The sequence below is a fragment of the Streptomyces sp. NBC_01116 genome, from assembly GCF_041435495.1.
Lineage (GTDB): Bacteria > Actinomycetota > Actinomycetes > Streptomycetales > Streptomycetaceae > Streptomyces.
Map to the genome: position 1 here is coordinate 957,739 of NZ_CP108644.1, position 24,433 is coordinate 982,171.

21 protein-coding genes are annotated in these 24,433 nt (G+C 72.2%); 13 read left to right on the plus strand and 8 right to left on the minus strand.

Going from position 1 to position 24,433, the window contains the following annotated elements; genetic code table 11:
- Positions 1-39: 39 nt before the first annotated feature.
- The gene (locus OG245_RS03910; protein ID WP_371622148.1) at positions 40-1,029 is read right to left on the minus strand and encodes an oxygenase MpaB family protein; all 990 of its coding nucleotides are present in this window, start codon (positions 1,027-1,029) and stop codon (positions 40-42) included.
- Between the two features lie 263 nt (positions 1,030-1,292).
- Here OG245_RS03910 and OG245_RS03915 point away from each other — a divergent pair, with 263 nt between their 5' ends.
- Together OG245_RS03915 and OG245_RS03920 are read left to right on the plus strand one after the other, a co-directional pair.
- Entirely contained in the window at positions 1,293-1,892 is a 600-nt protein-coding gene (locus OG245_RS03915) for a TetR/AcrR family transcriptional regulator (protein WP_371622149.1), read from the plus strand.
- Positions 1,893-2,005: 113 nt separating this feature from the next.
- Positions 2,006-3,361, plus strand: coding sequence for an OFA family MFS transporter (locus OG245_RS03920; protein WP_371622150.1), 1,356 nt, complete (start codon positions 2,006-2,008; stop codon positions 3,359-3,361).
- A 136-nt stretch (positions 3,362-3,497) separates the two neighbouring features.
- Here the strand turns inward: OG245_RS03920 and OG245_RS03925 are convergent, their stop codons facing one another.
- Entirely contained in the window at positions 3,498-5,468 is a 1,971-nt protein-coding gene (locus tag OG245_RS03925) for an acyl-CoA dehydrogenase (protein ID WP_371622151.1), read from the minus strand.
- Between the two features lie 309 nt (positions 5,469-5,777).
- On the opposite strand from OG245_RS03925, the gene OG245_RS03930 reads away from it, so the two are divergent.
- From OG245_RS03930 to OG245_RS03945, 4 genes are all read left to right on the plus strand, one after another.
- Positions 5,778-6,530, plus strand: a complete 753-nt coding sequence (locus OG245_RS03930; RefSeq protein ID WP_371622152.1) for a (5-formylfuran-3-yl)methyl phosphate synthase — start codon at positions 5,778-5,780, stop codon at positions 6,528-6,530.
- Positions 6,531-6,538: 8 nt separating this feature from the next.
- Positions 6,539-7,948, plus strand: coding sequence for an aldehyde dehydrogenase family protein (locus OG245_RS03935; RefSeq protein WP_371627801.1), 1,410 nt, complete (start codon positions 6,539-6,541; stop codon positions 7,946-7,948).
- Positions 7,945-9,033: an NAD(P)-dependent alcohol dehydrogenase gene (locus OG245_RS03940; RefSeq protein ID WP_371622153.1), complete on the plus strand. Its 1,089-nt coding sequence runs from the start codon at positions 7,945-7,947 to the stop codon at positions 9,031-9,033. Before OG245_RS03935 ends, OG245_RS03940 begins: the two co-directional genes overlap by 4 nt.
- Positions 9,034-9,145: 112 nt before the next feature.
- Positions 9,146-10,054, plus strand: coding sequence for a class I SAM-dependent methyltransferase (locus OG245_RS03945; protein ID WP_371622154.1), 909 nt, complete (start codon positions 9,146-9,148; stop codon positions 10,052-10,054).
- 101 nt (positions 10,055-10,155) lie between these two features.
- On the opposite strand, the gene OG245_RS03950 is transcribed toward OG245_RS03945, so the two are convergent.
- Entirely contained in the window at positions 10,156-11,148 is a 993-nt protein-coding gene (locus tag OG245_RS03950; protein WP_371627802.1) for a LysR family transcriptional regulator, read from the minus strand.
- A 39-nt stretch (positions 11,149-11,187) separates the two neighbouring features.
- On the opposite strand from OG245_RS03950, the gene OG245_RS03955 reads away from it, so the two are divergent.
- A complete protein-coding gene (locus tag OG245_RS03955) occupies positions 11,188-12,081 on the plus strand; it encodes a serine hydrolase (RefSeq protein ID WP_371622155.1) in 894 nt (297 codons plus the stop codon).
- Between the two features lie 83 nt (positions 12,082-12,164).
- Positions 12,165-13,196, plus strand: a complete 1,032-nt coding sequence (locus tag OG245_RS03960; protein ID WP_371622156.1) for an MBL fold metallo-hydrolase — start codon at positions 12,165-12,167, stop codon at positions 13,194-13,196.
- 84 nt (positions 13,197-13,280) lie between these two features.
- Here the strand turns inward: OG245_RS03960 and OG245_RS03965 are convergent, their stop codons facing one another.
- Positions 13,281-14,114 (minus strand): PIG-L family deacetylase, encoded by an 834-nt coding sequence (locus tag OG245_RS03965; RefSeq protein ID WP_371622157.1) that lies wholly within the window; start codon positions 14,112-14,114, stop codon positions 13,281-13,283.
- A gap of 530 nt (positions 14,115-14,644) precedes the next feature.
- On the opposite strand from OG245_RS03965, the gene OG245_RS03970 reads away from it, so the two are divergent.
- Positions 14,645-15,859 (plus strand): metallophosphoesterase, encoded by a 1,215-nt coding sequence (locus OG245_RS03970; RefSeq protein ID WP_371622158.1) that lies wholly within the window; start codon positions 14,645-14,647, stop codon positions 15,857-15,859.
- 13 nt (positions 15,860-15,872) lie between these two features.
- Here OG245_RS03970 and OG245_RS03975 read toward each other — a convergent pair whose 3' ends face one another.
- Entirely contained in the window at positions 15,873-16,283 is a 411-nt protein-coding gene (locus OG245_RS03975) for a Fur family transcriptional regulator (protein WP_371622159.1), read from the minus strand.
- A gap of 372 nt (positions 16,284-16,655) precedes the next feature.
- On the opposite strand from OG245_RS03975, the gene katG reads away from it, so the two are divergent.
- Positions 16,656-18,911 carry a catalase/peroxidase HPI gene (katG, locus tag OG245_RS03980; RefSeq protein ID WP_371622160.1) on the plus strand — a complete coding sequence of 752 codons (2,256 nt, stop codon included), beginning with the start codon at positions 16,656-16,658 and terminating at the stop codon, positions 18,909-18,911.
- A gap of 123 nt (positions 18,912-19,034) precedes the next feature.
- Here katG and OG245_RS03985 read toward each other — a convergent pair whose 3' ends face one another.
- The gene (locus OG245_RS03985) at positions 19,035-19,445 is read right to left on the minus strand and encodes an FKBP-type peptidyl-prolyl cis-trans isomerase (RefSeq protein ID WP_371622161.1); all 411 of its coding nucleotides are present in this window, start codon (positions 19,443-19,445) and stop codon (positions 19,035-19,037) included.
- A gap of 126 nt (positions 19,446-19,571) precedes the next feature.
- Here OG245_RS03985 and OG245_RS03990 point away from each other — a divergent pair, with 126 nt between their 5' ends.
- A complete protein-coding gene (locus tag OG245_RS03990) occupies positions 19,572-20,210 on the plus strand; it encodes a hypothetical protein (RefSeq protein WP_371622162.1) in 639 nt (212 codons plus the stop codon).
- Positions 20,211-20,276: 66 nt separating this feature from the next.
- On the opposite strand, the gene OG245_RS03995 is transcribed toward OG245_RS03990, so the two are convergent.
- Together OG245_RS03995 and OG245_RS04000 are read right to left on the minus strand one after the other, a co-directional pair.
- On the minus strand, positions 20,277-21,725 hold the full coding sequence (locus tag OG245_RS03995) for a hypothetical protein (protein ID WP_371622163.1): 1,449 nt from the start codon (positions 21,723-21,725) through the stop codon (positions 20,277-20,279).
- Between the two features lie 89 nt (positions 21,726-21,814).
- Complete coding sequence (locus tag OG245_RS04000; RefSeq protein ID WP_371622164.1) at positions 21,815-22,447, minus strand: ATP-binding cassette domain-containing protein; 633 nt, start codon at positions 22,445-22,447, stop codon at positions 21,815-21,817.
- Positions 22,448-22,910: 463 nt separating this feature from the next.
- Here OG245_RS04000 and OG245_RS04005 point away from each other — a divergent pair, with 463 nt between their 5' ends.
- Positions 22,911-23,045 (plus strand): hypothetical protein, encoded by a 135-nt coding sequence (locus OG245_RS04005; RefSeq protein WP_371622165.1) that lies wholly within the window; start codon positions 22,911-22,913, stop codon positions 23,043-23,045.
- Between the two features lie 128 nt (positions 23,046-23,173).
- The gene (locus OG245_RS04010) at positions 23,174-24,391 is read left to right on the plus strand and encodes an acetyl-CoA carboxylase biotin carboxylase subunit family protein (protein ID WP_371622166.1); all 1,218 of its coding nucleotides are present in this window, start codon (positions 23,174-23,176) and stop codon (positions 24,389-24,391) included.
- Positions 24,392-24,433 lie beyond the last annotated feature (42 nt).

Below are 24,433 nucleotides of genomic sequence, written 5' to 3' on the forward strand. Positions count from 1 at the left end.
AGGCATGGCGCCGGTCATGCCGCTTGGCGCGGCCCCGACTCACCCGGGGCGGTCGGCGTTCGGCGCATAGTGCTGGGGAAGTCCGCGGCGCTCCTCGGGCGGCAGGTTCCGGGGCGGTGTCTCCACCGGGCCCGACACCGAGCGGCCCCGCTCGCGGTCCCAGCCGGCCCGGGCGCGCGGGTGGAAGCGGCGACGTTCGGGAACGCGTCGCCAGGCGTGGTGCACCAGCCGGCCCAGCAGACCGAGCAGCCGTTCGTCGTGGGGCGTCCAGCGCAGTCCGAGGCGTTCACGCACGGCCTGCGGATACATGCCGACCGTGATCCACAGGGTCAGCCGGACGATCGGGACACGGGCGAGGGCCCACAGCGGCGACGGCAGCAGCCGCAGGTGGGGCGGCTTGGCGATGCGGCGCATGTTCAGCACGTCCCGGGTCGGCCGGTTGTCCTCAAGGACGTCGGCGCACATGTGGTCCCAGTACCGCTGGAAGTCCTCCCAGGTGCGGGGTACGGGCTTCATGGAGAGGCCGTACAGCGCGTACCAGCGGACGTGCTCGTCGAAGAGCGTGCGCCGCTGCGCTTCGGTGAGGCCGCCGCCGAAACGCTCGGCCACCTGCACGGTCAGCATGAAGAACGTCGCGTGCGCCCAGTAGAACGTGCCCGGGTTGAGCGCGTGATACGGGCGGCCGTGCTCGTCGACCCCGCTGATGGAGGCGTGGTAGCCGCGCACCTCGCGGGCTGTCCGGGCGGCGAGCGGGCCGTCGTAGACCACTCCCCCTATCGGGTACAGCGAGCGGAAGAGACGCTCCCAGCGCTCCTCGAAGAAGCGCGAGTGCTCGGCGACGCCCGCGCCGAGCTCGGGGTGCATGTTCTGCATCGACCCGGCCCAGGGGGCCAGGAGGAGACCTCTCCAGTCGCCGAACCAGCGCCAGGTGAGGGAATCGGGGCCGAGGGGCTCTACAGGTCTCGGGCCGCTCGGGCCGGTGGGGTCGGTCGGATCGGCAGGGCCCGGTCCGTGGACTGACGGTGTCACGTGTACCTCCGCTGGGGATTCCGGTGCGGGGCCGTGCTGTTCGCTGCGCTGTTGGTGGCGCTGTTGGTGGCGCTGTTGGTGGCGCTGTCCATGGCGGTCTTCGTGACGCTCTTCGGGGCGCCGCGTGCGGCGCTGTTCGTGACGGTGCGCCGCGTGGTTCGTCCCGGCAGTTGCCCCGAGGGCAATCTGAGGACACCTGTCCTCAGGCTAGAATGTGCGGACACCTGTCGTCAATCGGTCAACGAGAAACGAGGGCACCGGAGTTGGCGGAACGGAACTGGGGCGGGACCAAGCTCGCCGATCGTCGCGCCGCCCGTCGGCAGGCCCTCCTGGACGTCGCCGAGCGCCTGGCCGGCGAGGAAGGGTGCGCGGCCGTCACGGTCCGGTCCGTCTGCCGGGAGGCGCGTCTGACGGACCGCTATTTCTACGAGAGCTTCACCAGCCGCGACGATCTGCTCCTCGCCGCCTTCGAGCGGGTCGCCGATGAGGCCAGGAGGGCCCTGGAGGACGCCGTGGCGCTCGGCGCCCCGCAGCTCGAAGTCCGGGCCCGGGCCGCCGTGTCCGCCTTCGTCTCCCTGGTCCTGGACGCGCCGCACAAGGGCCGCCTGCTGCTCCTGGAGCCCTTCGCCGACCCGGCGCTCGGGGCCCACAGCCACCGGCTCATGCCGGTGTTCACCGATCTCGTCGGCGGTCAGCTCTCCGGCACGGGGGACGACATCGACCGCCGCATGGCCGCGCACGCCCTGGTCGGCGGCCTGGCGAACCTCTTCGCGGGGTGGCTGCACGGCACGCTCGACGTGCCGCGCGAGCGACTGGAGTCGCACTGCGTGGAGCTGGTGCTCGCGGCGACGTCGCGCCGGTAACCCGCTCCGCACGGCCGGCGGCGCGCACGCACCACCGGCACACGAACCGCACACGGCGAAGATTTGTCAACGACCTTCTCAAAAAGGTTCCCGCTCACTACGGTGAGGGACCCATGAGTCCCCCCATCGCCCCCGTGGGCTGGAGTCGCTGGCTGGTGCCGCCCGCCGCCCTCTCGATCCACCTCTCCATCGGCCAGGCCTACGCCTGGTCCGTGTTCAAGCCTCCGCTGGAGGGCGCGCTCGGCCTGAGCGGCACGCAGAGCGCACTGCCCTTCCAGCTCGGCATCGTCATGCTCGGGCTCTCCGCCGCCTTCGGCGGCACGCTCGTCGAGCGCCGCGGGCCCCGGTGGGCCATGACCGTCGCCCTCGTCTGCTTCTCCTCCGGCTTCCTGCTCTCCGCACTCGGCGCCGCGACCGGGCAGTTCTGGCTGATCGTCCTCGGGTACGGCTTCGTCGGAGGCATCGGCCTCGGCATCGGCTACATCTCGCCCGTGTCGACGCTCATCAAGTGGTTCCCCGACCGTCCGGGCATGGCCACCGGCATCGCCATCATGGGGTTCGGCGGCGGCGCGCTGATCGCCTCGCCCTGGTCGGCGCAGATGCTGGAGTCCTTCGGCGGCGACAAGTCCGGCATCGCGCTCGCCTTCCTCGTCCACGGACTGGCCTACGCCGTCTTCATGCTGCTCGGCGTGGCGTTGGTCCGGGTGCCGCGCCCGCGCGTCGAGGAGCGGACGGGCGGTCGGCCCGCGACGCCGGACGGACCGCAGGTGTCGGCGCGTCAGGCTCTGCGCACCCCGCAGTTCTGGCTGCTGTGGGTCGTGCTGTGCATGAACGTCACCGCCGGCATCGGCATCCTGGAGAAGGCCGCGCCGATGATCACGGACTTCTTCTCGGACACCTCCACCCCCGTGTCGGTGACCGCCGCCGCCGGGTTCGTCGCCCTGCTGTCCGCGGCCAACATGGCCGGCCGCATCGGCTGGTCCTCCGCCTCCGACCTCATCGGGCGCAAGAACATCTACCGCGTCTACCTCGGCGCGGGCACGCTCATGTACGCGCTCATCGCGCTGGTCGGAAGCTCCTCCAAGCCCCTGTTCGTCCTGTGCGCGCTGGTCATCCTCTCCTTCTACGGCGGCGGCTTCGCCACGATTCCCGCCTACCTCAAGGATCTGTTCGGGACCTACCAGGTCGGCGCCATCCACGGACGTCTGCTCACCGCCTGGTCCACCGCCGGTGTCCTCGGGCCACTGATCGTGAACTGGATCGCCGACCGCCAGGAGGAGGCGGGGAAGCACGGCGCGGACCTGTACGGGACGTCCCTCCTCATCATGATGGCCCTGCTCGCCGTCGGCTTCGTGGCCAATGAACTGGTCCGACCGGTGCACCCGTCCCACCACCTCGACGCCGCGCCGGCGGAGCCGGCGGAGAAGGGAGCGCCCCGTGCACGACAGCAGCGGGCAGAATCCGCCTGAGGTGAGGGACCAGCGGCCGCTGATCGCCCTCACCTGGCTCTGGGTGGGCGCTCCGCTCGCCTACGGGCTGTACGAACTGGTCCGCAAGGCGACCCAGTTGTTCACCGGCTGACGAGGGCCCTCGGGGCGCCCCGGGTCACCCCACCAGGTCCGGGGCGCGCAGCATCTCGGCCGGGATGCCCCAGGCGTCGACGAGGTCCGCCGCAAGAGGCCGGACCTTGCGGCAGAGATCGTTCACCTCACGGGTGATCGCCTTGGACCGCTGGACGGTCAGCCGGCCGTGCTCCATGAACCACGCCCGGTCCGCCTCGATCGTCGAGAGGGCGAACAGGTCGCACAGCAGACCCAGGGCGACCTTGTTGCCGCTCTCGGGCAGCGCGCGCACCTTGTCGACGAACGCCTCCAGCACCAGCCGCTCCACGTGTGCGCGGGCGACGGCGATGACGTGGTCCTGCACCTGCGAGAAGACGGCGCCGGGGTCGCGCTTCTGGTCGATGCCGCGCTTGAGCCTGCGGGCCGCCCCGGCGAGCATGTGCTCCTCGCGGTAGCGGACCATGGCGAGCTGGTACTCCGAGTCGAGCAGTCCGGCCTCCTGGTCCCACTCGTCTCCCCCGGGCAGCAGGTCGCGGACCCGCTCCAGCAGTTTGTGGGCCGACGTCTTCTCGATGACCGTCTCGACGGCGAGGTTGGTGACGTAGCGGACCATGCCGAGCTGGTCCAGGTCCTCGAACTCGCCGGCGTAGTCGGTGAGCAGGCCCTTGGCGACGAGTTGCAGCAGGACGTGGTTGTCGCCCTCGAAGGTGGTGAAGATGTCGCTGTCGCTCTTCAGGGCGGCGAACCGGTTGACGCTGAGATAACCGGCGCCGCCGCATGCCTCGCGGCACTCCTGGATCACCCGCGTGGCGTGCCAGGTGCCGAGCGCCTTGGTCCCGGCGGCCCGTGCCTCCAGCCGCCGCCGTGCCTCCGGGTCGTCCTCGACGCCGGAGAAGACCTCGTGCAGCTGCGTGCGTACGACGTCCTGCGCGAAGTGCAGCGCGTACGTGCGCGCGATGAGCGGCAGCAGGCGGCGCTGGTGCAGTCCGTAGTCGAGGAGCAGTTGCTCCTCGCCCCGGGACCCGCCGGGGCCCGCCGGAAACTGCCTGCGCCGCAGGGCGTACTTCGTGGCGATCGCGAGGGCGACCTTGGCGGTGGAGACGCCTGCGCCGCCGACGCTGACCCGGCCCTGCACCAGGGTTCCGAGCATGGTGAAGAAGCGGCGGTCGGGGTTGTCGATCGTGCTCCGGTAGACGCCTTCGGGGGTGACGTCGGCGAAGCGGTTGAGCAGCGCTTCGCGAGGCACCCGCACGTCGTCGAACCGGATGCGTCCGTTGTCCACGCCGTTGAGGCCCATCTTGCGGCCGTCGTCCTCGATCCGGACTCCGGGCGCCGCCTCGCCGCCGGTCCGGATCGGCACGACGAACGCGTGCACGCCCTCGGCGGTCCCGCCCACCTCCAGCTGGGCGAAGACGACCGCCAGTTCCCCATGGCGGGCGGCGTTGCCGATGTAGTCCTTGCGGGCCTGCTCGCCCTCGGTGGTGATGACGAATTCCCGGGTGTCGGCGTCGTACCGCGCGACGGTGGCGAGCGCCTGCACGTTGGAGCCGTGCCCGGTCTCGGTCATGGCGAAGCAGCCCATCACCTTCCCGGTGATCAGGTCGGGCAAGTAGGCGTCGTGGTGTCGTTCGGTGCCCAGGTGCAGGATCGCTCCTCCGAAGAGCCCGAACTGCACGCCGACCTTCACCAGGACCGACAGGTCGCCGAAGGCGAGCGTCTCGAACGCGGCGACCGAGGCCCCGATGTCGCCGCCCCCGCCGTACCGCGCGGGGAAACCCATGCCGGTCTGGCCCGTGGCCGCCATCTCGATCACGCGTTCGCGCACCCGCTCGCGGAAGGCGTCGAGGTCGAGCTCGTCGGCCTCGTCGAGAACCGGGGCGTGCGTCACCAGGTTGGCCCGGACCAGGTCGCGGATCTCCGCGTACTCGCCGTCGAGCACCTCGGTCAGCGCCCGGACGTCGAGCTCCGGCCGCACGTATCCGCCCGGAGCGGTGGATGTTTTGTCAGTGGTCATACCGCTTCGCTACCCGGCCCGCGGACGATCAATAGTCCTTGACGCGTTCCTCTTCGACACCGACTCCTCCCGACTCCGGAGAGGCGACGGATCTCCGGGGCTCTCCCGCCGAGCGGGGTCAAGGGGGAACACAGGGCGAACGGGCGCGTCGCAGGGGGCGTGAGCCCGCCGCAGCAGTGCCCCGTACGCCATCGCTCGCGCCCTGCCGGGGCCCGTACGGCGCCGCGAGGATGAGCCGACCGCACCAGATCCCGGCTGCTCCGCGCACCTGCCGTCCGGCGGGAGAACACGCGGTGGAAGGAATCCACGTTGCTGCTTCTCATCTCCCCGGACGGTGTCGAGGAAGCCCTCGCGTGTGCGAAGGCGGCGGAACACCTCGACATCGTCGATGTCAAGAAGCCCGACGAGGGGTCGCTCGGCGCGAACTTCCCATGGGTCATCAGAGAGATCCGCGGAGCGGTCCCGGCGGACAAGCCGGTGTCCGCCACCGTCGGAGACGTACCGTACAAGCCCGGCACGGTGGCCCAGGCGGCGCTCGGCGCTGCGGTCTCCGGAGCCACCTACATCAAGGTCGGGCTCTACGGATGCACGACGCCCGACCAGGCCATCGACGTCATGCGGGGGGTCGTCCGGGCCGTGAAGGACTTCCGGCCCGACGCGTTCGTCGTCGCCTCGGGCTATGCGGACGCCCACCGGATCGGCTGCGTCAACCCGCTGGCGCTGCCCGACATCGCCCGCCGCTCAGGATCCGACGCGGCCATGCTCGACACCGCGATCAAGGACGGGACCCGGCTGTTCGACCATGTGCCGCCCGCGTCCTGCGGGGAGTTCGTGCGGTTGGCCCACGAGGCCGGCCTGCTCGCCGCGCTCGCGGGGAGCGTCAAGGCGGCGGACCTCGCCACGCTGACCCGTATCGGGACGGACATCGTGGGCGTGCGCGGGGCGGTCTGCGAGGGCGGGAACCGCGACAGCGGGAGGATCCAGCCGCGGCTGGTGGCCGCCTTCCGGGCGGAGATGGACCGGCACGCCCGGGAGTTCGCGGCCACCCCGGCCGCGAGTTGACCGCCGGCCTGGAGCCGCGGCCGCACCGCCCCGGTCCCGCACCCCGCGGTGAGCGTTTCACCGTCCTCGACCCGGCGACGGGCGAACCCTTCGACGAGGTTCCCGACCAGCAGGCGAGGGAGCTGGACGCGGTGGTCGGCCGCGCCCACGAGGCCTGGCCCGGATGGCGGGCCGACCCTGCCGCCCGCACCACCGCCCTGCTCGCGTCGGCCGACGCCGTGGAGGCGGCCGGGGCGGACCTCGCTCCCCTGCTCACCCGTGAGCAGGGCAAACCGCTGGCCGAGTCGTATGCGGAGGTCGCCCGCACGGCGGCCCGTCTGCGCTGGTTCGCCGAGTGCGTCCCCGAGCCCCGTACGATCACCGACGGCCGGGCGGTGCACAGCGAGGTCCGCTGGCGGTCGCTCGGGCCCGTCGCCGCCGTCGTCCCGTGGAACTTCCCGCTCCAGCTCGCCTCGGCGAAGTTCGCGCCCGCGCTCGCGGCGGGCAACACGGTGGTGCTCAAGCCCTCCCCCTTCACGCCGCTGGCCACCCGGCTGCTGGCGTCCGTGCTGTCCGCCGCCCTGCCCGAGGGCGTCCTGACGGTCATCACCGGGCGCGAACCGCTCGGCGCCTGCCTCACGTCGCACCCGGGGATCCGCCATGTGACCTTCACCGGCTCGGTCGGCGCCGGGCGGGCCGTCGCGGCGGGTGCGGCGTCCGGCCTCGCCCGGGTCACCCTGGAGCTGGGCGGCAACGACGCCGCCGTCCTGCTGGACGACGTGGACGTGGAGCGGATCGCGGACCGGCTGTTCTGGGCGGCGTTCCGCAACTGCGGGCAGGTCTGCATGGCGGTCAAGCGCGTCTACGCCCCGGCCAGGCTCCACGCCCGGGTGGTGGAGGCCCTCGCGGAACGGGCGAAGAGCGTGGTCGTCGGAGCCGGTCTCGACCGGACCACGGAGCTGGGGCCCCTCAACAACGCGGCCCAACTGGCCCGGGTGGAGCGGTACACGGCCGGGGCCCTGGCCGACGGGGCCCGGGCCGTGGCCGGTGGCCACCGCCTGGACCGGCCGGGCTACTTCTACGCCCCGACCGTCCTGACCGATGTCCGTCCCGACAGCCCGGTGGTGACGGAGGAGCAGTTCGGCCCGGTCCTGCCCGTGCTGCCGTACGGAAGCGTCGACGAGGCCGTCGAGGCGGCCAACGCCACCCGCTTCGGTCTCGGCGGATCGGTGTGGGGGACCGACCTGGACCGGGCCGAGGCGGTCGCCGGGCGGCTGGAGTGCGGGACGGCGTGGATCAACCACCACGCCGAACTCTCCCTCGCCCAGCCCTTCGCCGGTACCAAGGAGAGCGGCGTCGGCGTCGCGGGCGGTCCGTGGGGGCTGTACGGGAATCTGCGGCCGTTCGTCGTCCACCGTCCCCGGGAGGCCCGACGATGAGGTTCGCTGCGGCGGTACTGCGCGGTTACGAGGACCCGTTCGCCGTCGAGGAGGTGATCCTGGGCGCGGGGCCGGCCGACGGCGAGGTCCTGGTGCGGATCGCGGGCTGCGGGCTGTGCCGGACCGACCTCGCCGTCCGGCGCTCGGCGGGCCGCTCACCGCTGCCGGCGGTGCTCGGCCACGAGGGGGCCGGGGTGGTGGTGGAGACGGGCGGCCCGGACACCGGCCTGCGGTCCGGCGACCACGTCGTGCTGAGCTTCGACTCCTGCGGGCGGTGCCGGAGTTGCCTGGGCGGGGCCCCCGCCTACTGCGACCGGTTCGCCGCGCTCAACCTCTTCGGGGGACGCGCCGAGAACGCGGCCCGGTTCACCGACACGGCCGGGGAGGCGCTGGCGCCCCGGTGGTTCGGCCAGTCCTCGTTCGCCGCGTACGCGATGGTCCCGGCCCGCAACGCCGTGCCTGTCGACCCCTCTCTCCCCCTCGAACTGCTCGGCCCGCTCGGCTGCGGCTTCCTCACCGGCGCCGGGGCGGTCCTCAACTCCTTCGGCGCCGGCCCCGGCGACACCGTCGCGGTCTTCGGCGCCGGAGCGGTGGGCCTGGCCGCGATCATGGCGGCCGGCGCCGCCGGGGCCCTCGCCGTGGCGGTCGACAGGCACCCCGAACGGCTGGCCCAGGCCGAGCGGTTCCACGCGATCCCGCTGGACGCCGCCTCGGCCGACCTTCCCGGCCGCATCCGGCGGCTGACCGGCGGCGGCGCGCAGTACGCCCTGGACACCACGGGTTCCACCCGGTTGATCAACGACGCCCTCCGGGCGCTGCGCCCCACCGGCCACCTGGGCCTGGTGGCACGGCTGCACACCGTGCTGCCGCTCGAACCGGGGGCCCTGGACCAGGGCCGGAAGATCTCCCACATCTGCGAGGGGGACGCGGTGCCGGCGCTGCTGATCCCCCGGCTGGCCGGGCTGTGGCAGGCCGGGCGGTTCCCTTTCGACCAGCTGATCCGTACGTATCCGCTCGCCGACATCAACGAGGCGGAGCGCGACTGCGACGCGGGCCGCGTGGTGAAGCCGGTCCTCATCCCGTAGGGCCGCGCCGCGCTGTTCGGCGGGCTCTTCCTCGCACGGCTCGCTGCCGGCCGTCCCGAACATCAGTCGTCTCCATCCATCAGACGTCTCCATCACCACCAAGGGAGTGCACATGGTCGACACGGCGCACCGGAACGACGGTGTGAAGGGCGTGGCAGGAGGGATCGGTGCGACGGCTCTCCTGGTCGCCGCGGCACGGGCGATCGAGACACATCGCCCCGACAGCCTGGCGCAGGACGCCTTCGCGGAGCACTTCGTGCTCGGGGCTCCCGTGTCCCAGGGCTGGCCGGTCCACCCGCGGGAGGTCCCGGACGGGGACGAGAACCCGTTGTGGGGCCGGTTCGCACGGTACTTCGGACTGCGGACGCGGGTCCTCGACGACTTCCTGCTCCGGTCGGTGCACGCGGGGAACGCCCGCCAGGTGGTCCTTCTCGGGGCGGGACTGGACTCGCGTGCGTACCGGCTGGAGTGGCCTCCCGGCTGCGTGGTCTTCGAGATCGACCGGGCGGAGGTCCTGGCGTTCAAGCACCGGGTGCTCGACGGACTTTCGGCCACCCCGAAGGCGGCACGCGTAGCGGTCCCGATGGATCTGCGCGCCGACTGGGCCGGCGCCCTGCCCGGCGCCGGCTTCGACCCCGCCGCGCCGAGCGTCTGGCTGGTCGAGGGCCTGCTGTTCTATCTGCCGCCCGCCGCCGAGACGTACCTCATCGACACGGTGGACCGGCTGAGTGCGGAGGGAAGCGCGCTGGCCTTCGAGGTCAAGCTCGACAAGGATCTGCTGGAGTACCGCCACAGCCCGCTCTACACAGCGACGTCGCGGCAGATCGGTATCGACCTGCTGAACCTGTTCGACAGGAACCCCCGGCCCGACTCCGCAGGGGCGCTGACGGACAGGGGCTGGTCCACCTCGGTCCACACCCCCTTCGACTTCACCCGCCTGCACGGACGCGGCCCGCTGCCCGAGCGGAACGACGCGCTGGCCGGCAACCGGTGGGTCTTCGCGGACAGACCCCGGCGGTAGACACCGGCCTTGCACGGGGCCGCGACCGCTACCGCGCGTCGGGACGGGCCGCGGCGCGTGAACGCGAACAGGACATCGGTTGAGCGGCCGGTCGCACCGCGTCAGGGCCGCGGGCCGGCGCCGCGGGGGCTCGGCTCGTCGTACACCACCGACCAGGGGCGGGGAGGCCCGTCCGGCGGGCGTGGGCCTGCGTCGCGGTGCGGCGTCGACGGCCGGTCGCGTGCCAGCACGTCGGCCGCGAGCTCCGCGAAGTGCGGTGCGGCCGGGTGCGCGGAGCGACCGGAGGGCCAGGCGCCGGTCGTCCGCCGGGTGAGCGGACGGCCCGCCAGCGGGCGCCAGAGCACGCGGGGCTCCTTGCGGGCCACCGGGCCCTGGTCGAAGGCGACGCCGTGGCCCGCGTGGACGAGGGCCAGCAGGAACTCGGGGTTGGACGCGTGCCGGACCCGGCCGGGCACGAAACCCTCGGCACGACAGGAGTCGAGGATCCGGTCGTACCAACCGGGGGCCTGGGCGCGGGGGAAGAGCACGAGATCGTGGCCGGACAGTTCGGCGAGCGCCACTTCGGGGATCCGGGCCAGCGGTGACGTGCGGGGTAGTACGACACCGAGCTCCACGCGCACCTCCGGCCCGAGGCGCAGCTCGGTGGCGTCCACGGGCTGGTGGACGAGGCCGACGTCGAGCCCGCCGGAAGCGAGCAGCCGCAGCTGTTCCTCGGTGGTGATCTCCTGCAGATCGACGGACAGGCCCGGGGAGTGCCCCGCACAGGCCGCGAGCAGCGCGGACAGCGTGGAGACCGTGGTGTCGGGAGGAACGCCCGCGCGCAGCGTGCCCAGGCCGCCGTCGCCGGCGCGGCGGGCCAGCGTCCGCAACCGCTCCTCGCGGGAGAGGAGTTCCCGGGCCTCGTCCAGCAGGACCATGCCGGCGGCGGTGAGCCGGACCTGACGGTGCGACCGGTCGAACAGTGCGGCTCCGAGGTCCTTCTCCAGCCTGCGCACCGCCTGGCTGAGGGGCGGCTGGGCCATGCCGAGCCGGTCGGCGGCCCGGCTGAAGTGCAGCTCGTCGGCGACGGCGACGAAGATACGGAGGTGGCGCAAGAGATCCACAGTCAGTGACCTTATGCGAGGGGCGAACCGATGGTCGAGAAACGGATCCGCGAGGTGTTCGCGGGGGCGGGCGCCGAGGGGTTGTTGCACGCGATACCCGTCGAGGGGGAACCGGGTGACGGGGAGGTGGACGTCGGCGCCGACGAGCCCGTCGTGATCGCCTCGGTCTTCAAGGTGCTGCTGGTCCTGGAGTTCGCCCGCCAGGTGGCCGCCGGCCAGCTCGACCCGCGGGAACGGGTGCGGGTGACGGCAGCCGACCGGCTCGGCGGCTGGGGCACGGCGGGCTGCGCGGACGACGTCGAGCTGTCGCTGCGCGATCTGGCGTTCTTCGCCGTCTCGGTGAGCGACAACTCGGCGGCGGACGTGCTGCTGGCACGCGTCGGTCTGGACACGGTGCGGCTTCTCGCCGAGGAGCTCGGGCTCGACCGGACACGCGTCGTGGGCGGCCCCCGTGACGTGCTGGAGTCGATGCTCGCCGAGGTAGGCGCGCGCGACGAGGCGGAGTTCGCCCTCCGGTACCCCACGCTGCCGGACGAACGCAAGAGGCGCCTGGGCGTGCTGGATCCGCTGCGGACCAACGCGAGCACACCCCGGGACGTCACCAGGCTGCTGCGTCTCGTCTGGCGCGACGAGGCCGGCCCGCCGGAAGCCTGCTCAGGGGTACGGGAGTTGATGAGCCGTCAGGCATTCAGGCACCGGCTGGTCTCGGGGTTTCCCGACGAGGTGACGGTCGCGGCCAAGACCGGGACCCTGCCCGGCCTGCACATGGAGGCCGGGGTCGTCCGCTATCCCGACGGCGGCCACTACGCGGTCGCCGTTTTCGCCCGTACGCGGGAGCTGGCCGCCTCGCGTACGGCGGTGGACGCCGCGATCGGCGCCACGGCCCGGATCGGCGTCGACTTTTTGCGAGGCAGGGGCTTCTGACCTGTACGCATATGCGTTCGCGTATGAGTACACCCGGATTCTGATCTTGGACGTGAGGGTTCGTGCCCTGATCTCCTGACGCCATGAACGAGGACACAGACGTACAGCGCCCGAAGCGGCGCATCCAGGCGTTCGGCCGGCGCGCGGTGCTGCGCGGCGCCGCCGTCGGCGCGGCGGCCCCTCTGCTCTCCGCCGCGACCACCACGACCGCCACCACCACCACCGCCGCCGCCGCGGATCAGGGGGCCCCGGCGGCCGGTTCGGCGTCCTTCCGCTGGCTGGGCACCTCCGGCTGGCGGATCGACGTCGGCGGCCGGACGGTGCTCTTCGACCCCTACATCACCCGTTTCACGACCGGCCTGTTCGACGGAGGGCTCCAGCCGGACACGAAGTTGAGGTCCGACCACGGTCTGGTGCGGGAGCACATCGGCAGCCCCGAGATCGTCCTGGTCAGCCACTCGCACTGGGATCACATCGCCGACGTGCCGTACATCGCCAGGTCCACCGGCGCGCGGATCGTCGGCACCGAGACCACGTTCCATCTTCTGGTCGCGTTCGGGGTCGACCCCGGCCAGATCTCGGTGGTGAAGGGCGGCGAGGTCCTGGACTTCGACGGAATCACCGTCCAGGTCGTGTCGAGCCTGCACAGCCGCAACAAGCGGCACGCGTACTTCGCCCCGGGCACGCTGAACGCTCCCCCGGCGGCGGCGCCGAGGACCATCTCCGATCTGCCGGAGGGCGACACCCTGGCCTTCCAGGTGACGGTGGGGAGCGGCGGCCCGTCGGCGTTCCTGATGGGCGCCAGCGACTTCTCCGAGCACGCCGTACGGGGGCTGAGCCCCGACCTCGCGATGGTCGCCGTGCCGTCCAGCGCCGCCACGTTCCGCTACACGTCCCGGCTGCTGGACGCCCTGGACCGGCCGGGCGTCGTCGTGCCCGTCCACTGGGACAACTTCGAGGAGCCGCTGAGCGAACCTCCGCGCCGCGACCCGGTGATGGACCTGAGCGGGTTCGTCGCCCAGGTCCACCGGGAGTCCCCGACCAGCCGGATCGTCGTCCCGGACTACCGCACGACGTACGGCGCGGACCTGCGCGCCCGTACGCCCGCCGCGTAGGCGCCGGTACGGGTTCGGCGCGGGGGCGACCGTACGGCCACGGCACGGGCGCGCGGTACGTCCACGGGGCGAGGGGCGGGCGGATCAGCGGAGCCCCGCGAAGAGGTCCTTCTCGGGTACCGCCGTGCCGGTGGGGTCCTGGACGCGCAGGAAGGTCTCCATGCCCATCAGCTCGCCGAACCTCTCCTTGCCCATCCTGAGGAAGAAGATGTTCTCGCCCTGACTGGCGTGCGCGGCCAGGGCGTCGAACTTCTGGCCGCTGAAGGCGGTGGTGTCCACCCAGGTGGTGATCTCGTCGTCGGGGAGGCCGATCTCGGCCATCGCGGCCGCCTCGGCGGGATCCGGCTCCGGCATGTCCTCGTCGAACTCGCGCATGGCCTCCCCGAACCGCTGCATCGTCGAGTGCGGCATCGTCGTCCAGTACACCTTCGGCGTCAGCTCGGTCATCTCCAGCGCCGCCATGGTGACGCGGTGGGCCTGGATGTGGTCGGGGTGGCCGTAGAAGCCGTTCTCGTCGTAGGTGACGACGACATCGGGGCGGTAGTGCCGCATGAGTTCCGCGAGCCGGACGGCGCCCTTCTCCACCGGGGTCTGCCAGAAAGATTCGGGGGCCTCGTTGCTCGGCCAGCCGATCATTCCGGAGTCGGCGTAGTCCAGCGTCTCCAGATCGCTGACCCCGAGGACGTCACAGCTCGCCTTCAGCTCCCGGAGACGCATCGAGGCGACGACGGCCGGATCGTGTCCGGGTTCGCCCGGTTTGACGCCCCCCGGTCCGTCACCGCATCCGCCGTCGGTACACGTCACGAGAACCGTGCGGATGCCTTCCGCCGCGTACCGCGCCAGGACTCCTCCGGTCCCGGTGGCCTCGTCGTCGGGGTGCGCGTGCACGGCCATGAGGGTCAAGGGCCGGTCGGTCATGAGGAGGTCCTCCCGCAGAGATACGTTGTGGTCCGGGTCGACGGCGGATGTGCGTTCCGCGATCCCAGGGCTCGGATCCCGACGGGGCGGACGCCCTTGCGGCCCCCGTGTCCCCCCGCCCGCACGGCGCCGGTCCCTTGAACGGTGCAACCGCGCCGACCGGGCCCGCTGTTCCCGAACGGACCGGCCATTCTCGTGATCGCCCGTCGTGCCGGAGCGGGGCGGGCGCCGCCCCGAAACCGCCCGGGCGCCCTGAGGCCCGCGCCCGCGCCCTCGCCCGAGGGTCGCCCTCAACGGCCCGCCGGGCCCTGAAGGGCGGCGCCCTTCCGCGACGGCGCACAATGGGCCGACCAAGAGGCTCCGGCAGGTGAGGCCGGAGCGGAGTCGGGGAGAGTCGGAGAGTCGGGGGACGGCCGGCGGACCGTGTGCGGCCGCCGGCAGACGCCCGGTACGACGACTGCGTGCGCGGTAGCCACCACCCGGCCCGGATACGGCACGATCCACCGGACAGGAACCCCAGGAGGGGAAGCGTGACCGAGACAAGTGACACCCGATCCGCCGACGGCGAAGCGCGGCAGGCGCCACGGAGCCTGCTGCAGCGGCTGATGCGCTACATCCCCCTGATCGCCCCCGTCCTGCTGTGGGCCGTGCCGTGCTGGGTTCTTCTGCACACGGGCCAGCGTTGGCCGCTCCCCGTCACCGTGGCCGGCACCGCGCTGTTCGTCCTCGGCCTGGCCGGGATGCCGCTCGCGATGGTGCGCGGCCACGGCCGACGCCAGCAGGACCGGGCCGCGATCGTCGGTGACACGCTGCTGGGCGGCGTCTGGGTCCTGTTCACCTGGTCCGTCCTGCTCGGCGTCCTGCTGCGGCCCGCCCTGTCCGTGGCCGGCGTCGGCGACGGTCAGGACCGGGCGCGCATCGTCACCTGGACCGTCCTCGGCGTCACCGCCGTACTGCTCTCCTGGGGGTACGCCGAGGCCCGGCGGGTGCCCCGGGTGCGCCGACTCGACGTACGGCTCCCGCGTCTGGGAGCCGGGCTGGACGGAACGCGGGTCGCCCTGATCACCGACACCCATTACGGTCCGCTCGACCGGGCCCGCTGGTCGGCGCGGGTCTGCGAGACGGTGAACACCCTGGAGGCGGACCTGGTCTGCCACACCGGCGACATCGCGGACGGCACGGCCGAACGCCGTCGCGCCCAGGCCGCTCCGCTGGGCACCGTGCGGGCGACGCGGGCCCGCGTCTACGTCACCGGCAACCACGAGTACTACAGCGAGGCGCAGGGCTGGGTCCACCTGATGGGCGAGCTGGGCTGGGAGCCGCTGCGCAACCGCCACCTCCTGCTCGAACGCGGTGGTGACACCCTCGTGGTCGCCGGCGTCGACGACGTCACCGCCGAGTCCTCCGGGCTGGCGGGCCACCGCGCCCACCTCGCCGGGGCGCTCCAGGGCGCCGACCCCGATCTGCCCGTCCTGCTCCTCGCCCATCAGCCCAAGTTCATCGACCGCGCGGCAGCCCACGGCATCGATCTCCAGCTCTCCGGCCACACCCACGGCGGCCAGATCTGGCCCTTCCACCATCTGGTCCGCCTCGACCAGCCGACCGTCGCGGGCCTCAGCCGCCACGGCGCTCGGACCCTCCTCTACACCAGTCGCGGCACCGGCTTCTGGGGCCCGCCCTTCCGCGTCTTCGCCCCCAGCGAGATCACGCTGCTCGTGCTCCGGTCCGCTCCGCCGGCCGGGTGAGGCGCGCCGGCGGTCAGGCGCAGGCCGGGCAGAGGCCCCGGTAGGTGATCTCCACCGAGCCGACGGCGAACCCGAACCGCTCGGTCTCGGGCAGGTCGCCGAGGGCGTCGCCGACCGGGTGGACGTCGCGGACCGTGCCGCAGCCGGAGCACACCAGGTGCTGGTGGGGGCGGCGCGCGTTCGGGTCGTAGCGCTTGGCCCGGCCCACGGTGGAGACCTCCAGCACCTCGCCGAGCGTGACGAGCTCCCCCAGCGTGTTGTAGACGGTCGCGCGGGAGATCTCGGGCAGCCGGGCCGCGGCCCGCAGATGCACCTCGTCGGCCGTCAGGTGCACGTGGTCGCCGTCGAGGACCTCCGCGACGACACGCCGCTGCGAGGTCAACCGCCAGCCACGGCCCCGTAGCCGTTGAAGGAGGTCGCTCATCTCGTCACCTGCTCCGCTTCGCGGGGGACGCGGAGCCGGAAGGATCCGGCACCGCCGCGCCCCAGCCATTATCGTTTTAGCGCACTTCTTGACTTGGACGAAGTCCATCGTAGGATCGATCCCGGCGACATCCAAGAGACAGGAAGACTCCGGTACGGCAGCAGAGAAGCGCGGTGGGACACCGTCGGTCGACCGCGCGGCACCGTCCGGGCGCCGTCCTCGTCGCACCGCCCGGGACCCTCCGGTCCGGTGGCCCGTGGGACGTGGGACGACCTCGGCGAGACCTGACCTCCATCGTGCCCCTTCTGCACGGACCGAATCCTCCTCCCCCGTTCAGCGCCCCCACGACCCACCGGGTCCGGAAGGATTGCCATGACCGAGAACCACGAGTCGCATGTCTTTGATCCCGTCACCCCGGATTCGCCCGAGACGGCCGTCCCCGAGGTGCCCGAGGCCCAGGCGGGCGGCTGCCCCGTGGCCCACGGCCGCGCACCGCACCCCACGCAGGGCGGCGGAAACCGCCAGTGGTGGCCGGACCGCCTCAACCTGAAGATCCTCGCCAAGAACCCCGCCGTGGCGAACCCGCTCGGTACGGACTTCGACTACGCGGCCGCTTTCCGGGCGCTCGACCTGCCCACGGTGAAGCGGGACATCGCCGAGGTGCTGACCACGTCGCAGGACTGGTGGCCGGCCGACTTCGGCAACTACGGGCCGCTGATGATCCGGATGGCCTGGCACAGCGCGGGCACGTACCGCATCAGCGACGGCCGCGGTGGCGCGGGCGCCGGTCAGCAGCGCTTCGCCCCGCTGAACAGCTGGCCGGACAACGGCAACCTGGACAAGGCCCGCCGTCTGCTGTGGCCGGTCAAGAAGAAGTACGGCCAGGCGCTGTCCTGGGCGGACCTGCTGATCCTCACCGGCAACGTCGCCCTGGAGACCATGGGCCTGAAGACCTTCGGCTTCGCCGGCGGCCGCGAGGACGTCTGGGAGTCGGAGGAGGACGTCTACTGGGGCCCGGAGACCACCTGGCTCGACGACGAGCGCTACACCGGCGACCGCGAGCTGGAGAACCCGCTCGGCGCGGTCCAGATGGGCCTGATCTACGTCAACCCCGAGGGCCCCAACGGCAACCCGGACCCGGTCGCGGCCGCCCGCGACATCCGTGAGACCTTCCGCCGGATGGCGATGAACGACGAGGAGACCGTCGCCCTCATCGCCGGTGGCCACACCTTCGGCAAGACGCACGGCGCGGGCCCGGCCGAGAGCGTCGGCGCGGACCCCGAGGGCGCCTCCATGGAGGAGCAGGGCCTGGGCTGGCGCAGCTCGTACGGGACGGGCAAGGGCGGGGACGCCATCACCAGTGGTCTGGAGGTGACCTGGACCAGCACCCCGACCACGTGGGGCAACGAGTTCTTCCACAACCTCTTCGCCTACGAGTACGAGCTGACCAAGTCGCCGGCCGGTGCGCACCAGTGGGTCGCCAAGGACGCGGAGGCGACCATCCCGGACGCGCACGACGCGTCGAAGAAGCACAAGCCGCAGATGCTCACCACCGACCTGTCGCTGCGCTTCGACCCTGCCTACGAGCAGATCTCACGCCGCTTCCACGAGAACCCGGACGCGTTCGCGGACGCCTTCGCGCGCGCCTGGTACAAGCTGACGCACCGTGACCTGGGTCCGATCCAGCGCTACCTGGGCGCCGAGGTGCCCTCCGAGGTGCTGCTGTGGCAGGACCCGCTGCCCGCCCGCACCGCCGAGCCGCTCGACGCCGCGGACCTCGCCGCGCTCAAGGAGCAGGTGCTCGCCACGGACCTGACGGTGGCGCAGCTCGTCTCGGCCGCCTGGGCCTCGGCCGCCTCCTTCCGCGGCAGCGACAAGCGCGGCGGCGCCAACGGCGCCCGGGTCCGTCTGGAGCCGCAGCGCGGCTGGGAGGCGAACGACCCGGACGAGCTGGCCCAGGTCCTGCGGGCGCTGGAGGGTGTCCAGGAGTCCTTCAACGCCCGGGGCGGCAAGCAGGTCTCGCTGGCCGACCTGATCGTCCTCGCGGGCAACGCGGCCGTCGAGCAGGCGGCCAAGGACGCCGGTGTCGAGGTGGAGGTGCCGTTCAGCGCGGGCCGGGTCGACGCCACGCAGGACCAGACGGACATCGAGTCCTTCGCCGCCCTGGAGCCCGTGTACGACGGCTTCCGCAACTACGCGGGCAAGGGCAGCCGCCTGCCCGCCGAGTACCTGCTCCTCGACCGGGCCAACCTGCTGACGCTGAGCGCCCCGGAGACCACCGTCCTGGTCGGCGGTCTGCGCGTGCTGGGCGCCAATTCCGGCGGCTCGAAGCACGGCGTCCTCACCGACCGTCCGGGCACGCTGACCAACGACTACTTCGTGAACCTGCTCGACCTGGGCATCACGTGGAAGTCGACGTCGTCGGCGCAGGACGAGTTCGAGGCGCGCGACGCGAGCGGCCGGGTCAAGTGGACCGGCACCCGCGCGGACCTGGTGTTCGGCTCCAACTCCGAACTCCGTGCCCTCGCCGAGGTCTACGCGAGCGACGACGCGCGGCAGAAGTTCGTGACGGACTTCGTCGCCGCCTGGAGCAAGGTCATGGACCTCGACCGCTACGACCTGGTCTGACCGCGCGGTCGGGGCCGCCGCCTGCTCGGCGCGGCCCCGACGACGGTCGCTCCGGTCCGGCCTCCGCGCGGCGGTGCGCAGTGCGGCACCGCCGCGCGGGGGCCGGACTTCTTCGCCCCGCGTTCAGGCCGGGCCGGACCTCGCCCCGGTGGGCCCGCCCACGGCCGTCAGCAGGTCCACGACGAAGATCAGCGTCGAGCCCGCCGGGATCGACGCGGAGGGCGACTGCTTGCCGTAGCCGAGACGCGGGGGAACGATGATCTCGCGCCGACCGCCGGCCTTCATCCCCCTGACCCCCCGGTCCAAGCCCTTGATGACCCTGCCCCCGCCCACGGCGAACTTGAACGGCCGGTCCTGTCCCCAGGAGGAGTCGAACTCCCTCCCGGAAGCGAACGTGACCCCTACATAGTGGACCTGGACGACCCGGCCCGGCCGCGCCTCCGGCCCATCTCCCACCACGAGGTCCCGGATCGTCAGCTCGGTGGGCGCGTCACCCTCCGGAACCTCGACTCCGGGCTTCGTCCGTTCGCTCATCGCGGTCCCATCACTCGCCACCGGCATCCCTCGCACGGGCAGGCCGGACGCATGGACCTTCCACGCGGCAGGCGATCACCGTACCGGCAGAGCCCGTGGCCCACGGTTGCACCTATCCTCCTGCTCATGCAGGCGCAACGGGATCCGTCGAACGCCGCACACGTCCTGGCGGCGGCGTTCCCGTCCCGTCTCGCGGGTGACGTGCGGCGCGTCCTGACCGCCATGCCCGAGTCCGTCACCGCACCGACGACGCCCTTCGAGGTCGAGGTGCGGGGGGAGACCGTCGCCATCCCGTCACGCGTCTACAACGAGGAGCCGAACACCGAGTGCGGGCGGACCCTGTCCGAGACCCGACGGACGATTCTGCACTGCCTGTACTCCCGGCACCACGACGGCCGGGTCCGCCGGCGGCACCTCGAACGGATCGTGGCGTCGGGTGAACCGTGGGCCGTCCCGTTCGTGGTGCAGCTGGTCGGCGAACACGTGCTGGAGATCATCACGTCGATCGCCCAGGGACTCCCCGGACTCGCGGAGCCGGGCTCGGCCCAGCGCCGCCTCTACGGGGAGTTCATCGCTCGCAACCCGGGCTTCTTCGCCCGTACCGAGCGACGCGTGGTGAGCTACTGGTCGTGCTACCACCGCCGGGAGTACGGGGCGTTCGGGACGTATCCCGGATGTGCTCTCCTGGAAGCGTTGCGGACCGCTGCCGGGGAACAGGTGGGCACGCGGCTGCCTCGGAACACGCCGCCCCCGCGGGTGGGCTGAGCGCTCGACCCTCCGGCCTCCGGAAACCGGGGACGGCACAGCAGGGTGTCGACCGCGCAGGCGGCGCTACGCCCGGCGGAGGCGGGAGAACAGGCCCGCGTGCGCCCAGCCCGTACGGCGCAGTCCTACCCAGACGCAGCCGGCGGCGATGCCGAACGCGAGGGCCGTCGCGCCGACCGCGGACGGGAGTGCTCCCATCAGGGCGACGCCGATCACCACGACGACGAACCCGTCGAACTGCCAGGCGATGACACGCAGCCCGGACAGGTCGCCGAGCGGCGTGATGACCGGGAGGAGCAGTTCGAGCGGAAGGTGCAGTTTCATCTCGCGCAGGAACCTGGCGCCCAGGACCATGACCACCGACCCCGCGACGAGAAGGGCCGTGTCGCCCAGGTGTCCGCTGTGGCGGTCCCACCGGGCGACGACCGCGCATCCACCGCCCAGGAGAGCGCCGCCGGTCACGGCGACGACGGGCCAGGCCAGGGTGCGGGCAGGGGTTCCACCCCACCGCTCGCCGAACAGCGGAGCCATGGTCAGCTCGTCCCGCAGTCCGCGCCATGTCTCGCCGACCCACCCCGATCCCAGATACACACCCGTCGCACCCACCGCCCACAGCCACCACGCCGGTCCGTCCCCCCGCCCGCCTGCCCCGTGCGTCAGCGCGGAGGCGCCGATCAGCAGGAGCGCCGCCCCCGCGCTCGCGCGGCCGGGCGTTCGCAGCGCCCGGATCGCACCCTGCGGCAGATATCCGCGGAGGCGCCCGTCGGAACGGATCAGGGCCGAGGTGAAACCGCGCGGCTCCGGCCGGTACAGATCCAGCGCGTGATGGAGCGTCCCGGTCCAGGCGTAGGTCCGGGCCTGGGAGGCGCGGGCCGACTCGCGGGCGATCCGGGCGAGGTCGACCGTGCGGATCGCCCCGAGAGCCGCCCGCCCCACGACCGCTGCGGTGGCCGCCAGCACTCCGGCGAGGAGCCACAGCCCCACTCCGCCGTCCGGAGCCGCTCGGCTCACCCCGGCGACCACGAGGGCCGCGCCGCCGACGACGGAGGCGAGCAGGAGGTTGGCGCGCAGCGCCCGTACCTGGCCCCAGAGCCACGCGAAGGCCGCGAGGGCGCTGAGCCCCACCGCGAGGGCGAAGCCCTGCACCGCGGAGTCGAGGTGATCGAAGAGATCGGTCGCCAGATACGCCGCCGCGCACGCCGCCGGCAGTCCGGCCGTAACGGCGTACGCAAGCCTGCGCCGGGCGATCGTGCCGAGGTAGCGCGTCGGCGAGATGTCCGTGGACATGAACACGTGCAGCAGGAACGGCTGGACCACCAAAGGCCCCCAGAACCGCCCGGCGATCTGCGCCGCCCAGCACACCGCCACCGCGAGCGCGCACGCCCAGGGCGCCGCCTCCGTGAGGGACCCCAGCGGGACCGATGCGCGCGACGTGCTCCGGGCATGGACCACCGGCACCAGGTAGAAGACGGCGAACAGGGCGACGAGGTAGAGGGTGTACGCGTGCCCACGCACCGTGCCACGGTCACCGCGACGGGCATGATGCTGCCGCACGGCACGGACGCGCGCAGCGTCGGGCTGCGGTGCCGCGAGGGTGTCCACCGTCATCCCAGCTCCACGCGGCCGTCACGCGCCTCGACCAGGGCGGGCTCATGGGTGGCGATCAGAAAGGCTGTGCCCTCCTTCGCCCGCTCGGTGAGCAGGGCCGCCACCAGGTCGACACGGTCGCTGTCGAGGTGCCGCTCGGGCTCGTCGAGCAGCACCACGTCAGCGGGACGCACCAACGTCAGTGCGAGACCGAAGAGTTGAAGCTGTCCCGAAGAGACCTGATGAGGAAACCGCTCGCCCAGCGAGGACAGACCCAGCCGCTCGATGATCTCCTCGGCGGCTTCGGCGGTCGTCCCGCTGTTCCCGTACCAGGAGGCGGCGACCAGGGTCACCTGCTCGCGCAGTGTCATGTCACGGGCGTACGGGATCGCGTCGACCAAGGAGGCCACGAGGCGTCGGTGCAGCGGATCGGCCATGTCGGCACGCTCGCCCCTCACCGAACACGAACCGCCCGTGAGGCTCCGGCTGCCCAGGAAGGCGCGCAGGAGCGTCGTCTTTCCCGACCCGTTGCCGCCGGTGACGCACCAGATCTCGCCCGGCATCACCGCGAACGACGTCGGTTCCAGCAGCGTGACGTTGCCCAGCGTGACGGTCGCGCCCTCGGCCTCGATGACGGGAACGGTGGTCACTTCGCCTCCAGATCCACCAGCGTCTCTCGTGAGCGTGCAGTGTATGCGTCGTCGCCCGCGCGAAGCCCGTCGGCGGACGTCACCCACAAGTCGGCGAAGAGCAGGACCGGCCGCCGCTCCCGATGGCGGACGGGAGGTGGCGGCGGCGCTTCCCGCGACTTTCGGCCAAGGCGAACGTGCCGGCACCCGCGGCCTCCGGACCGGGGGGATCACGGCAGCGGCCCGTTTGCGTGGCGTGTTCCCGCAGTCGGCCCCTGCGGTCTCGCGATACGAGACACCGGGCCGTAATCCGTGTCCGTCCAGCGGACTTCCCGCCCGGCTGGCGTCGACAGGACATGGCCGGTGGACGCAACTCAGAACCCTGGCCGTTCGATTGATCGACGCGCAGCATAATAATCGGCCGCAGCTCCGGAGAGTTCTGCGGATCCCCGGAGAAACGTCGAGCCACCAGCGAAGGACTCCCATGTCCGTTCTGAAGACTCCCGCCCCTCGTTCCTGGAAGAGCCCGGCGAGCCACCGCGTCGAGATCCTGGACAACCCCTGGCACCGGAACCTGACGCTGCTCCGAGACGTGATCGCGGACCGGACCACCGTCTGAGGTCCGCGGCCTTCGCCTCGATCCGCGTCCCGGTGCCCCGGGAACCGCTGGAGAGGGCCGACCGGGCGCCGTCGCCCACCAGTTCCTGACAGCCGTCAAACCAACTCATCACGAAGGATCATGATTCGATGGCAGAGTCCCGCGACGTACTCGTCTTCTCCAAGCGCTTCGTAGGCGGCGTCCGCATCCTGGCCGAGATGCTCCGCGAACTGGACCTCCGGCCGGTGCTGGTCTCGGCCGAGCCGGAGGACATCAACCGGGACGCCTGTGACGTTCACCTGGTGGTGGACTGGGACGGGGGCGAGTTCGGCGACCTGGTCGCGGCGGCCGAGGCTGCCGATGTCCGGCCGACCGCGGTGGTCAACCTGGTGGAACCGCTGATCGGCTGGCAGATCAGGACTGCGCACCACTACGGGCTGCCCGGCGGCGAGGCCAACCGCGAGGTGCTGCTCAGCAAGGTCCGGGTCCGCGAGGAGATGGCCCGGTTCAAGCTCTCCTCGATGCCGTTCGCCGGCGGTCCGGCGGCCGCGTTCCCCATCGAGACCGTCACCGAGTACCCGGTGATCGTCAAGCCCGCCCGGGACTCCGGTGGCTCCCGGCTGGTCTACCGGGCGGACGATCCCGAGCAGCTCGCCGAACGGCTGCGGGAGATCGCCGGGAAGACGACCCCCGAGCTGGAGGTGGTCGCCGAGAGGTACCTGGAGGGAACGGAGTTCTCGATCGACGGCCCGCTGCTGGCGACCGGCTTCCGCGGGATGTTCAGCGTGGAGAAGACAGGGCACGACGAGGACCGCCACCACGACGCCGGGCTGCTGATCTCCCCGCCGCCCTCGGCGCACGTGCGGCGCGGGGTCGAGGAGCTGACCGCTGACATCAGCGCGCTCTGCGACGGTCTGGGCATCTCCGGCGGCTGGCTGCATGTGGAGGGCCGGGTCACCGCCGAGGGCCGGGCGGAACTGGTGGAGATCAACCCCCGTCCGGGCGGTGGCCTTTACCGCTCCGCCACCCTGCGGACCTGCGGCGTCGACTCCGTGCGGGCGATCGTGCAGATGTCGCTCGGCGGAGCCGCGGCGGCGGAGCTGGCCGTGGCCACCCGGAACGAAGAACTGCTGGGACAGATGCCGTTCGAGATCAAGGAGCTCGGCCGGGTCGCGAGCGCCACGTCGCTCGACGAGATCAAGAACATGCCGGGCGTGGTGGACGGCTACCAGTTCGACTCCTACGAGGTGCTGACCCTGGACCAGGAGAACTTCTTCACGGAGGCGCTGATCACCGCCGAGACCGTCGAGGGCCTGGCCGAGGTCGCCGACCGGGTCCGGGCAGCCTTCCACTACAAGATGGCCTGACCCACCCCCTGCCGAACCGCCACGGAACGACCAAGGAACAAC